Consider the following 12299-nt stretch of genomic DNA (forward strand, 5'->3'; position numbering starts at 1 on the left):
ATCCCTTTCCACTCTATTCTGTTATTTCTCAGCAGTTTCAATAGCCGCGTCCGCCTTTGTCTTGATATGCGCCACTGTATCATCGAGTGACTGTTCACCGATTCCATAAAGACCGCATTCATCGACAATAATATTTTTAATCTCTGTGCTCGCTGTTCCAACCGGTTTCTCATCGAATATATTTACATCCGGATCAAACCACATTGCCTGGATATCTTCTACCGTAATTCCGTCCGGTTCTAATGCCGGCAGTATCTGATCTCTGATGTAATCCTGGATTTCAGCGTCAGTCAAATCAATTCTTGCCGGAATACGTCCATATCCCAAAGTATACTGTTTTTCCGCAAACAGCTTCACTACTTCAAATGCTCTTTCTTTATTTTTCGAAGTTGTTGGAACCCATACGTTACTGACTACAACGCTGACAGACGGATCTTCTCCCTCCGGATGCGGCATGGGCAGTACTCCCGCCTTCCAGTCTCTTGGATACTTATCATGATCAATAATCCAGTTTGTTGTCCATCCGCCGCAGACACTCATTCCTACCTTACCAGTGGTAAAGTAATCCACCGGCATCTGTTTACTCTTCTGTACCAGATAGGAAGGCTGAATCTTCTCAGTATTTCCCAGATCGTAATACCATTTCACACTCTCCTTAAACAGCGGATCGTCATAATTGGAGGTACCATCCTCTTTATAGTGGCTGAATCCCTTCTGCATGGCATACATATAATTGTAATGAACCCAGTCCGGATTGTACGCACCATAGATACCTGCCTTTTCATCTGTCAGCTTCTTTCCAATCTCGATAAACTTCTCCCATGTCCAGTCCTTTGCCTCCGGATAAGAGACACCAGCCTGGTCAAACACCTCCTTATTATAGATCGTGATCGCCTTATCTACATAGGCAGGAAGGCCATAGACTTTTCCGTCAAAAGACGCCGGATAATCACCAAAGATCTTTTCGATATCGTAACCTGCTGCTTCCGCCAATGGTTCCAGGTCCTCGATCACCCCGGCTTCATAAAATTGCTTCATATTGGAATAGGCATCCTCTACAATATCAAACTCATCTCCAGCCATCAGACTGATCAAAAGCTTATTGGCCTCTCCCGCTCCCGGATCAGGGAGTGCAATTATCTCTATATCTACATTGCAGGCTTCTTCCGCCATAGCCGCCATCTCTTCAAATTCTGCCCGTCCGGCCTCACTGGCCTTCACCGCCCATTTTAAGTGAACCTTTTCCCCCGACTGCTCACTCGCTGGCTGTTCATTTTTTGACTCCCCGTTTTCAGAGGATTCCTTTCCCTCTTCCTTTGCTGCTAATGACGGATCCGATGCACTCTGCGCCGTATCTGCCCCCTTGCAGCCGCCCATCACAGAAGCAGCCATAACAAGCGCCAATACAAAACTCAATTTTTTCTTCATGGTAGTTACCCCTCTCTTTCTTTATGGCTCAAGTATAGCATTGGGTCCGTACCGCAGCCATAAAAAAGAACTACGATTTCCGGTACATTTTTACGATTCGTCTGTCGGTATCCGGATAATCACTTCCGTCCCTTCACCTTCCTCGCTGTATATCTCCAGGCCATACTGATTTCCATAATAGAGGCCAATTCTCTGATGGACGTTTTGCAGTCCGATTCCCCTTCCGCTGTTCCTTCTGAGTTTTGCATTCTGTTCATCATATTCCATCACATTCTGTTCCTTCAATCCCGCCCTGATGCTTTCCAGTTCAGCCTTTGGAATACCGATTCCATTGTCCTCCACATCGTAGACCAGCATACCACGGTTTAAATAGACTCCGATATGAATCGTACAGTCCTCCTGCTCTTTTGTAAAACCATGGAGGATAATATTCTCAACGATCGGCTGAAGAATCAGCTTCAAGGTACGATACTGTAACAGTTCCTCATCATCTAAGTCAATCCTTAGATCAAACCTGTCATTGTAACGGTTATTCTGCAGGTGCACATAGAGCTTTACATGCTCCAGTTCTTTTTCCACAGTCAGCATACTATGTCCCTTATTTACCATAATATTAAACATTTTTCCCAGAGAATAAGCCATGTCGCTGATCTTATATGCGCCAGCCGCTCTTGCCTGCCACACAATGGATTCCAGTGTATTATAGAGAAAATGCGGATTAATCTGCGCCACAAGGGCATCCAGTTCAGCTGCTTTTTTCATCCGTTTTATCTGATACTCTTCTCTGATATAACGTTCCGTATTTTCCAGCATATTGTTGTAATGATGAATTAACCGTGCAATATCAGAAGGCCCCTTTTCATCCACCCGAACAGAAAAGTCGCCGTTTTCCACTCTTTCCATAGAGGCAATCATGGTTTCCAAAGGCTTTATGGCCTCTCTTGACAGCAGGACAGATACGGATACAGATATAATCAGAATCACTGCAATTACGAAGATAAACCGTTTATAGATTCCCACAACCTCACCAATCATATTGTCCAAAGGAATTACTGCCACTGCGATCCAATTACCATCATTAAGACGCTGTGACATCACGACTTCCCGGTTTTCAATAAAATAGTTTCCGGTCCCTTCCATCACCCGCCGCGTATATATCTGGTTCTCCACTTCCTCTGGACAAAGAAGCATTGCCTCATTACTGTGAGAAATTAATTTGCCATTCCCATTGATAATATACAGATAACCTTCTTCCAAAAGCTTTGACTTCTTGTATTGTTCATATATCTGTTCCTCGCTGAGGCTGTAAATCAGTGTTCCCTGATAACCGCCGCCATCCAGCAAAAGATTCTTAAACACAGGAATCATTCTGTCATAACGGATATTTCCTGTTTCAGGAGCGAAGCAGTTTATCTGAAGCGGATACCAGTCATAACCGTATTCCAGGCGCTTTTTTTTATTCATCAGCGTCTCTGCAAATGCTTCTGCCTCATCCCCCATATCCATAGGATACTGGAGATTATAAACAACTCCATTCTTATTGATAATTCCCGCCAGAGCTCCACTCACTCTGGAATACGAATTTCTGCGGGTCAGATAGCGGTTCATGAGATAAATATCAACCAGTTTATCATGCGGGTTCTCATAATCCTCTGGTCTTCGTTCCAGGTGCTCTTTTAGATCCGAATCACTCTGCATGACCTCCGTGCTGATCTTTACCTCAGTCGTGATAAAATCGTCCACACTTCTGCATACATAGGTCAGCATATCATACGAACTGTTAATCAGATTCTTCAAGGATACCTCTCCGCTGTAACGAATCAGCATGATCGAACTGTACAGCAGAGCGGCAGTCAGCAGAATAACATTCACCACTACAAGATTGCGCTTCAGGGTCCATTTCCTAATCATAGAGTTTCTCCTCTTTCTGTCTGGCAACGGTCTCCCGATAGCTTGCCGGACTGAGTCCTGTATAGCGTTTAAATAGCTTTGCAAAATAGGAACTATCCGTATAGCCTATGGATTCTGCGATCCGGTACATTTTCATCTGTCCATCTCCCACCAGGCGTTTTGCCTTTTCCATACGGCACCGCACAATCTCATCATTAATGTTTTTACCGGTTTCATTTTTATAAACGGCAGAAAGATAATTCACCGTCCGCCCAGTCTTATCTGCAATATAGTTTAAAGACATATTGGCACTGGAATAATCCTCTTTGATAATATGTTCAATATCCCGTACCAGCCTTGATTTCACCTCAGTTCCCATAGCAGAATGGGCCATCTGACTTATTTTTGCAGTCAAGAGCGCCTGTTTCCCGCTCAGAGAATAAATGTTTGCCAGTTCTTCTGCGAATTCTGCTCTGGAACACGTCTCCAATACAACAATTTCCCGCTTATCTGCATAACGGAGAAGTTCCAGATACATCTGTATACACAAGAAATCCAAATGGTTGTAGTCGTAGATGTATTTCCCTTTAAAATGGCTGAAAAAGCGTTCCAGCTCCCGCTCCCAGTCGGCCTCACCATTTAAAAAAACACCGTTAACAACCGGCTCCACCGGTAACTGAACCACTACACAGTCTTCGTCGAAAATCAGATCCTGATAGCTGAATATCTGTTCCGTTTCCATAAATATCATCTGATGGAGTGCAATATCCGCCTCTTTCAGTCCTTCCGCCATCTCTTTCATACCGACTAAGGAACTGATTCCAAAACAGAGCCCGATTCCCCATTCAGCCCACGCTTCCCTCAGCATTTCCCGAATCTTTCTCTCCAGCTGTGCCTCGCTCACAACCTCCGGAGAAATCACTGTCACCAACTGTTTTTTATTCACAAATACAAAGCCGTCATTTCCCCGGAAATACTTCTGCACACATCTTCTTATCTCTGTTCTGCCCGCATCGTCCTCTTCTCCGTCTTCTACGCGCCAGCCAATTTCCACCACATAACCTTTGAGCGGCAGTAAGATACCGAATTCCGACGCCTTCTCGCTAATTTCTCCGATCTCCCGGTAAATTCCCTCTGACAGATCACAGAAAAAACTTTCCAGCAGGGCCTCCCTGCTCTTGTTCCAATGTTCCTTAAAATAATGGTATCGCTCTTCCTTGCTCCGTTCCTGATCCAGAATCGTCCGAAGATTACCAAAAATCTTCGAAAAGTCTTCCTCTCGTGACGGTTTCAATATGTAATCAAAGACTTTGTACTCCAATGCCTTTCGGTAATATTCAATATCGCTGTATCCACTTATAATCACGGACCGTATCTCCGGATATTTCTGATGAACACGATCAATCAGCTGAATCCCACTCATCTCGTCCATCCGGATATCCGTCAGCAGCACATCCGGGATGATTGTTTCAACGAGTGACCAGGCCTCTTCTCCGCTGGATGCCGCGCCTGCCACTTCAAATCCCCATTGTTCCCATGGAAGAGTATCCCTCATCCCCTTAAGGGCCTCCCATTCATCGTCTACAATAATCAGTCTGTACATGTTTCATTCCTTCTCCATATTATAGAAAAGGCGGGTCTACGCGCCCGCCTTCTGATTGTTACGGTAACTCGTACACAAAGCATACGGTGATCGTTTCCTGTCAGTTGTTCTGTCCGGTTTTTGAACCGGGAATGTTTAAAAGGATTGTGTTCTTAATCAGAACGATTAAAAACACAATCCTTTTCTATTTTACTTTATACCGGATAAGCCTTGCTCCCCTTATCCGCCACAGCAGAATCCACACCGGTCTGCTGAGCCGCTCTGTACTCGAAGAATTCCTTCGCTACAGCCGGGAACAGCGCATAGGACAGTACATCTTCATCCTGCTGCTTCCACTGCGCACACTCTTTCTCGAACTGAGGAAGCTGCGGAGCGATCAAGTCTGCCGGACGGCAGGTGATCGGTGTCTCGTCGCCGATGATCTTCTTCTGAACTTCCGCATTGAACGGTTTTACCGTCTGTCCGAACTCGCCCATAAGGATCTTCTTGGACTCTTTTGTTACCATCTTGTAACGCTCGCCGCTGATCACGTTTAATACGGCCTGCGTACCCACGATCTGAGAAGACGGGGTAACTAACGGCGGCTCGCCGAAGTCTTTTCTTACTCTCGGAACTTCTTCCAGAACCTGTCTGTACTTGTCCTCCTGGCCTGCTTCCTTCAGCTGGCTTACCAGATTGGAAAGCATACCGCCAGGTACCTGGTACTGTAAGGTCTTGATATTGACACCAAGAACCTTCGGATTTAAGCGGCCGCTCTTAAGAGCCTCCTCACGGATCGGCTGGAAGTGGTCAGCGATTTCAGCCAGCAGGTTCTGATCAAAGCCTGTGTCATACGGTGTTCCGCGGAAGGTCTCAACCATAACCTCGGTAGCCGGCTGGCTGGTTCCCAGTGCCAGAGGTGACATCGCGGTATCGATGATATCGCAGCCTGCTTCTACTGCCTTTAAGTAGGTCATGGAAGCAACACCTGAGGTGTAGTGGGTATGAAGATCGATCGGAAGCGCGGTGGATTCCTTTAACGCGCGTACCAGCTCGTCTGCCTTATAAGGTGTCAGAAGGCCTGCCATATCCTTGATACAGATGGAATCGGCGCCCATGTCCTCGATTCTCTTGGCAATATCTTTCCAGTAATCCAGCGTATAAGCATCGCCCAGAGTGTAGCAAAGTGCAACCTGTGCGTGACCCTTTTCTTTGTTGCAGGCTTTTACAGCTGTCTGTAAGTTACGGATATCATTCAGACAGTCGAAAATACGGATAATATCAATACCGTTTGATAAAGACTTCTGAACGAAGTACTCTACCACGTCGTCAGCGTAATGATTGTAGCCTAAAATGTTCTGTCCACGGAACAGCATCTGCAGCTTCGTGTTCTTGAAGCCGTCTCTCAGCTTGCGAAGTCTGATCCACGGATCTTCCTTTAAGAAACGAAGGCATGAGTCAAATGTGGCGCCGCCCCAGCACTCCACAGCGTAATAGCCGACCTGGTCCATCTTATCGACAATCGGAAGCATCTGCTCGGTTGTCATTCTCGTAGCAAGCAAAGACTGATGAGCGTCACGAAGGACAGTCTCTACAATCTTAACCGGCTTTTTCTCTATTTCTGCCATTATTTTACCTCCTAATAATCTTTATTATTTCACTCCGAAGATAGCCATGAAGGTACCGGCCGCAACTGCTGTACCGATAACGCCTGCCACGTTCGGGCCCATCGCATGCATCAGCAGGAAGTTGGTAGGATCTGCCTCAGCACCGACCTTCTGGGATACACGTGCCGCCATTGGAACTGCGGATACACCGGCAGAACCGATCAGCGGATTTACTTTTCCGTGAGTCAGCGCGCACATCAGCTTTCCGAACAGCACTCCGGCTGCCGTACCAACGATAAATGCTGCCAGACCAAGGAATACGATCTTTAATGTGTTCCAGTTCAAGAATGCTTCTGCACTCGTGGTTGCGCCTACGGAAGTTCCCAGCAGGATAACTACGATGTACATCAACGCGTTGCTTGCTGTCTCTGCCAGCTGCTTCACAACGCCGCTCTCTCTGAATAAGTTACCTAACATCAGCATACCAACGAGTGGCGCTGTGGTCGGGAGGATCATACAAACGACAACGGTTACGATGATCGGGAATAAGATTCTCTCAAGCTTGGATACAGGACGTAACTGCTCCATCTTGATCTTACGTTCCTTCTCGGTAGTAAGCAGTTTCATAACCGGTGGCTGGATGATCGGAACGAGGGCCATGTAGGAGTAAGCCGCCACGGCGATCGGTCCCATTAAAGCCGTCTGTCCCAGCTTGCTCGCAAGGAAGATGGAAGTAGGGCCGTCAGCACCACCAATAATGGAGATAGCAGCTGCCGCTTTTCCGTTGAATCCTAAGAGGATCGCCAGGAAATAGGCGCTGTAGATACCAAACTGTGCAGCCGCACCGAGTAAGAAGCTCTTCGGATTGGCAATTAACGGAGCGAAATCCGTCATCGCGCCGACGCCCATAAAGATAAGCGGAGGCAGGATGCTCCATTCGTCCAGTTTAAAGAAGTACTGCAGAAGTCCGCCGCCGGAACCATCTGCACCAATTTCCTTCATAATATCCGGATAGATATTAACAAGCAGCATACCGAATGAAATAGGAATCAACAGTAACGGTTCAAATCCATGTCTGATCGCAAGATATAAGAATACGAACGCGACCAGAATCATGAGCAGATTGCCGCCTGTCAGATTAAAGAATGCTGTTTGATGAAGAAGATTGTTCAATGTGCTAAATATATCCATGTTAATCCCTCCATATGGAATCCGCCTCTATCTGGCGGAAGCTCTGCCTTAGTTTAATGTAGCCAGTGCCTGGCCTGCTTCTACGGGATCGCCGGTTGCTACATTAATGCTTGCAATTGTTCCATCCTGAGGAGCTACGATTTCATTTTCCATCTTCATGGCTTCGAGAATAACGATTACGTCGCCCTTCTTTACCGCCTGTCCAGGATTTGCCTTCACGCCTAAAATCTTGCCTGGCATTGGAGCCGCTACCGTTACGGATCCTGCTGCTCCGGCCGGTGCTGCTGCCTTCGGTGCTGCAGGAGCTGCCTTCGGTGCTGCCGCCGGCGCTGCCTTTGGAGCCGCTGCTGGTGCTGCGCTTCCGGTTCCTTCTTCTACGGTTACGTCATAAACATTACCATTAACTGTAATTGTATAATTCTTCATGATGATAATCCTCCTGATTATTATGCTTTTTTCCATTTCCCTGCCGGTGCACGTCTGATGGAGCGTACGACAAGACCGCTTGGGCTCGTTCCTGTGGATGCTGCAATCGCAGCTGTAATAACTGCTACCAGTTCCAGATCATCGGCCAGGTTCTCTTCCGCTGCCTGGTAAACTGCTGCCGGTGCCGGTTCTGCTGCCGCTAATGGTTCCGGATCTTCTTTCTTTCCCTTGTTCTTCATCTTCTCTTCAAAACGGTTAATATATTTGAAGCAGCCGATGAGGAAGCTGATGAAGATCAGGACAATAAATACGGTTCCCATACCCATAACCATATTCATGGCGGCCTGTTCCATGTTTTCGCCTAACGTATACTCCGGAACAAAGGAAACGCTGGTAATCGCACCTTCCCTGTCGGTCGTAATACCGAAGTCCATCTCTCTCTTCTCAAAAACCGCATGAACCGTTGCGCTGTAGCCGCTGTCAATCTCTTCTACCTCAGCCGTGTCCTCTACGGAAATCATGGCGCCAAGGTCATGCTTGACGTTCTTCCAGGAGTCCACACCCTCGGCAAGAGCTTCGCTCTGTTTTGCAGTCTGGCTTCTCACCTCATCCAGCTGATCATCCGGAATGTTCACGTAAGAGCTTAAATATCCGGAAGCCATCTGGCTTAACTGAGCCTGAATGTTGACATCGATCTCTGAGGAAGCGGTGTCAGCCTTACTGCAGGCAGATAATGAAAAGAGACAGGCTGCCATGCAAAGTCCTAATGCTACTCGTTTCATATTCAGTTTCATATACCTGTCACCTCATTCTAGACCGTGCCATGTTTTTTATCCGGACGATCCTCTCTCTTCGTGAATAACATCTCAAATGCAGCAATCACGCGGGCTCTTGTCTCGCTTGCATCGATGATATCATCAACATAGCCTCTCTTTGCAGCGGCCAGTGCACTGGACTGTAAAGTCTGATAGCCTTCCGCCTTCTCATTGATTAAGGACACGCTGTCGTCCGCCTTGCCGATCTCATCCGCATACATGATCTTCGCTGCTTCCTTCGCATCCATCATACCGATGGAAGCGTCCGGCCATGCGTAAACCATATCGGCGCCGATTGACTTGCTGTTCATCGTTAAATAAGCGGTTCCGAACGCCTGTCCGATGACAACCGTTACCTTCGGAACTGTTGCATTGGCAAATGCATACGTCAGCTTAGCCGCCGCTTTGGCGATCTTTCTCTCTGTGCATTTGCTGGCCTTATAGCCCTTTACATTGACAAGCGTAAGCACCGGGATATTAAATGCATCGCAGAACTCCACGAATTCCGCAGCCTTGGTGCAGCCCTGAGAGGTTAAAACCGCATCGTACTCAGCAGTCTTTAAGCCGCTCTCATCATAGGATTCTGTGCGGTTGGCAACAGCGCCCACCGTCGTTCCGTTCATACGGATGAATCCGGTTACCATGGAAGGAGCGTAATCCTTCTTCACTTCCATGAAGAAATTATCATCAGAAATCTGTGTCAGCGCGATAGCCGTGTCTCCTACATAGTTTGCAAGGTCGGAGCACACACGGTTTAAATCGTCGTTACACTCGTCGTAGGACATGTCATCTTCGTTATTGGCCGGGAGGATGGTAACCAGGGTTCTGATACCGCTTAAAATCTCCGCCTCATCGCCTGTAAAATCTGCCAGTCCGGTTTCCTTACTCTGGAAATCAGCGGATGCCGTGTCGCATTTGCCGGCATAGTTGCCAGCCAGTGCGTTCGGGGAATTCACAAATAATTTACCGTTCTTGCTCTCCACAAATGTGAAATCAGCCATAGCTGTGGAAACCGCCATACCGCCGCCGCAGGTTCCAAACACTGCGCTGATCTGCGGAATCACACCGGAAGCCATGGTCTGGCTTAAATAAAGCTGGCCAAATCCGTCCAGGGCGTCGGTAGCTTCCTGAAGTCTTAAGCCTGCGCAGTCGATCAGGCCAATGACCGGAGCGCCCGTCTTCATGGCCGCCGCATAAAGATTAACGATTTTTTTTGCATGCATTTCGCCGATGGAACCACCCAATACGGATGCGTCCTGGCTGTACACATACACAAGGCATCCTTCGATGGTACCGTAACCGGTAACAACACCGTCAGCAGGGGTTTCCCTTGATGTCATGTTGAAGTCTGTGTTTCTGGCCGTGATATAGGCGCCGACTTCAACAAAACTGTTCTCATCAAGCAAAGCATTGATTCTGTTGCTTGCTGATGTCTGTGCTGAATTACTCATTTTGCAATCCTCCATTTTGTAATATTTGTACGGGCTCTGTTAAGTAATTAACAAAGATCCGTAGAATAACACCAATTTCTGCCGATTATAATTGTATAATTAATTATGACAAATTTCAAGGTTTTTTTGGAAAAAAAAGAACTGCATTCTATGGATTTTTCATAATCCACGTCATGCAGTCCTAATAACTTGTAAGCATTTTTTCACAATCTTTCTTAACTTCCAGCGAAATACACAAGTTTTCATTGTCTAATTTGTAACTATTGCACACGTCATTCCCGGATATCCATTATGCGAAATGTACCATCCTCTGTCTTTTTATAGCGGATATGGGGATTTTCCTCTCCCATGGTCACGCCATCCGCGTTCGCTTCCAGTGTCGCCGTGTCAACTCCTGCGATCGCCACCATCAAATCGTCCCCGAAAATCAGATCCGGATTCTGTTTTAAGAACTCGTTTCTGTCTGCAAAAGTCATCTTCTCTCCATCAGCAGTCTCCAGATTTAAGGGGAACGCGGCCAGATCCGCCAGAGCTTCCATGTCCCTGTCAGCTACCGCTTCCTGGACCAGCTCCGCAAATGCCTCGATATCCTTATCTCCTGCCTCCGATTCTGCCGCGCCGCCGGCCTCTGCTCCCGGACCAGCTGCTGCCCGGACCTCTTTCTCCATATCTTCCGGAGTCGTCTCTTCCTCTTTTTCTATCTCTGCGCGAAACGGCGCAGCCTCATCCTTCGCAGCCTCTGTGGCTATCGCCGCTGTTGTCTCTGTGGCTTTCGCCGCTGTCGTCTCTGCGGTTCCCGCAGCCTGAGACGTGCTTTTCCCTGAACAGCCGCCAGCCGCCAGCACTGTGATGACAGCCAGCAGAACAGCCAGAATCTTTCCTCTTCTCACCATAAGTGCACACTTCCTTTCTGCGCTTCGGGCAAAGTATATACTACGCAGAAGCGGAAGTCAATAGAGTTTCCAAAACTGTAAATGTTAGTCAGTTTTCTGTAAGATTCTTCCCTTATTTATACTCCTTGTGAAGGGTAAATCCACGGCCGCGCACCTCGCTGACCTGGTTGATAATCATAAATGCATTGGAGTCCAGCCCCATGACGAGTTCGTTCAGCTTCGACAGTTCCCGGCCCGATACGACCGTGAGCACCGCATAGGATGCCTTTCTCAAATGGCCTCCCTCGATCAGGAGCAGCGTCGTTCCCCGGTCCATCCGGTTCTGGATCGCCTCGCTGATGATCTCGCACTGCTCGCTGATGATCTTGACCTGCATCTGGTTCTGTCCGATCATCAGCACCTTATCCAGCACCATGGTGTAGAGAAGAACCAGCAGAATTCCGTACAGGATCTTCTCCTTGCCTGCAAACACCATCTGGGTCAGCAGGATCAGGCAGTCGAACACCGACATCGTCATGGAGACCGGAAGGCGGAATTTCTTATTGAGAATCAGCGGCGGTATATCCATGCCTCCGGTCGATGCCCCCGCACGGATCACCATGCCGATTCCCGCGCCAATCAAGAGCCCGGCAAAGACGGTCGCCAGCATCGTATCCCCGGTGATGGGAGAGGAACCAAACAGTCCTTCAAAAACACCGAGTATGAACGGATAGTAAAAGGTACTGATAATTGTCGTAAATGCAAATGCTTTGCCAAGAACCGCCGCACCCGCCACAAACATCACCACATTAAAAACGCCGACGAACGCCGCGATGGGAATCCCGAACTTATACTGGGCCACCAATGCAAGCCCCGTCGTCCCGCCGGTGATGAGGCCGTTTGGAAGGATAAAGAGGGACACGGCCAGGGCGTAGAGCGTATTTCCCGCCAGCACGGTTATTATTTTTTTCATATTCATACAGATCTGTCTTCCTTTCATCGGTAAATAACACCGCCTCACAGTATAGCATAATCCC

10 protein-coding genes are annotated in these 12299 nt (G+C 47.8%); all 10 read right to left on the bottom strand.

The annotated features are described in order from the left end of the window. Positions 1-21 precede the first annotated feature (21 nt). Entirely contained in the window at positions 22-1428 is a 1407-nt protein-coding gene (locus H8S75_RS10950) for an extracellular solute-binding protein (protein WP_187021544.1), read from the bottom strand. Positions 1429-1518: 90 nt separating this feature from the next. After that, positions 1519-3339 (bottom strand): cache domain-containing sensor histidine kinase, encoded by a 1821-nt coding sequence (locus H8S75_RS10955; protein WP_187021546.1) that lies wholly within the window; start codon positions 3337-3339, stop codon positions 1519-1521. Continuing rightward, positions 3332-4921: a response regulator transcription factor gene (locus H8S75_RS10960; protein WP_187021548.1), complete on the bottom strand. Its 1590-nt coding sequence runs from the start codon at positions 4919-4921 to the stop codon at positions 3332-3334. Before H8S75_RS10960 ends, H8S75_RS10955 begins: the two co-directional genes overlap by 8 nt. Positions 4922-5115: 194 nt before the next feature. Beyond that, a complete protein-coding gene (locus H8S75_RS10965; protein WP_187021551.1) occupies positions 5116-6528 on the bottom strand; it encodes an oxaloacetate decarboxylase subunit alpha in 1413 nt (470 codons plus the stop codon). A 24-nt stretch (positions 6529-6552) separates the two neighbouring features. Beyond that, entirely contained in the window at positions 6553-7698 is a 1146-nt protein-coding gene (locus tag H8S75_RS10970; RefSeq protein ID WP_187021553.1) for a sodium ion-translocating decarboxylase subunit beta, read from the bottom strand. A gap of 48 nt (positions 7699-7746) precedes the next feature. Next, entirely contained in the window at positions 7747-8124 is a 378-nt protein-coding gene (locus tag H8S75_RS10975; RefSeq protein ID WP_187021555.1) for a biotin/lipoyl-containing protein, read from the bottom strand. A gap of 20 nt (positions 8125-8144) precedes the next feature. Continuing rightward, positions 8145-8918, bottom strand: coding sequence for an OadG family protein (locus H8S75_RS10980; RefSeq protein ID WP_187021557.1), 774 nt, complete (start codon positions 8916-8918; stop codon positions 8145-8147). A 17-nt stretch (positions 8919-8935) separates the two neighbouring features. Further along, positions 8936-10390 carry an acyl-CoA carboxylase subunit beta gene (locus tag H8S75_RS10985; RefSeq protein WP_187021559.1) on the bottom strand — a complete coding sequence of 485 codons (1455 nt, stop codon included), beginning with the start codon at positions 10388-10390 and terminating at the stop codon, positions 8936-8938. A gap of 272 nt (positions 10391-10662) precedes the next feature. Then, positions 10663-11283 carry a hypothetical protein gene (locus H8S75_RS10990; protein ID WP_187021561.1) on the bottom strand — a complete coding sequence of 207 codons (621 nt, stop codon included), beginning with the start codon at positions 11281-11283 and terminating at the stop codon, positions 10663-10665. A 112-nt stretch (positions 11284-11395) separates the two neighbouring features. After that, positions 11396-12241, bottom strand: coding sequence for a YitT family protein (locus H8S75_RS10995; RefSeq protein WP_110325955.1), 846 nt, complete (start codon positions 12239-12241; stop codon positions 11396-11398). Positions 12242-12299 lie beyond the last annotated feature (58 nt).

Source organism: Hungatella hominis, from assembly GCF_014288005.1.
GTDB classification, from domain to species: domain Bacteria; phylum Bacillota; class Clostridia; order Lachnospirales; family Lachnospiraceae; genus Hungatella; species Hungatella effluvii.

Coding starts and splice junctions, on each gene's coding strand:
- H8S75_RS10960 (WP_187021548.1), bottom strand. CDS start 4,921: ATGTACAGACTGATTATTGTAGACGATGAATGGGAGGCCCTTAAGGGG.
- H8S75_RS10995 (WP_110325955.1), bottom strand. CDS start 12,241: ATGAATATGAAAAAAATAATAACCGTGCTGGCGGGAAATACGCTCTAC.
- H8S75_RS10965 (WP_187021551.1), bottom strand. CDS start 6,528: ATGGCAGAAATAGAGAAAAAGCCGGTTAAGATTGTAGAGACTGTCCTT.
- H8S75_RS10970 (WP_187021553.1), bottom strand. CDS start 7,698: ATGGATATATTTAGCACATTGAACAATCTTCTTCATCAAACAGCATTC.
- H8S75_RS10980 (WP_187021557.1), bottom strand. CDS start 8,918: ATGAAACTGAATATGAAACGAGTAGCATTAGGACTTTGCATGGCAGCC.
- H8S75_RS10990 (WP_187021561.1), bottom strand. CDS start 11,283: ATGGTGAGAAGAGGAAAGATTCTGGCTGTTCTGCTGGCTGTCATCACA.
- H8S75_RS10950 (WP_187021544.1), bottom strand. CDS start 1,428: ATGAAGAAAAAATTGAGTTTTGTATTGGCGCTTGTTATGGCTGCTTCT.
- H8S75_RS10985 (WP_187021559.1), bottom strand. CDS start 10,390: ATGAGTAATTCAGCACAGACATCAGCAAGCAACAGAATCAATGCTTTG.
- H8S75_RS10955 (WP_187021546.1), bottom strand. CDS start 3,339: ATGATTAGGAAATGGACCCTGAAGCGCAATCTTGTAGTGGTGAATGTT.
- H8S75_RS10975 (WP_187021555.1), bottom strand. CDS start 8,124: ATGAAGAATTATACAATTACAGTTAATGGTAATGTTTATGACGTAACC.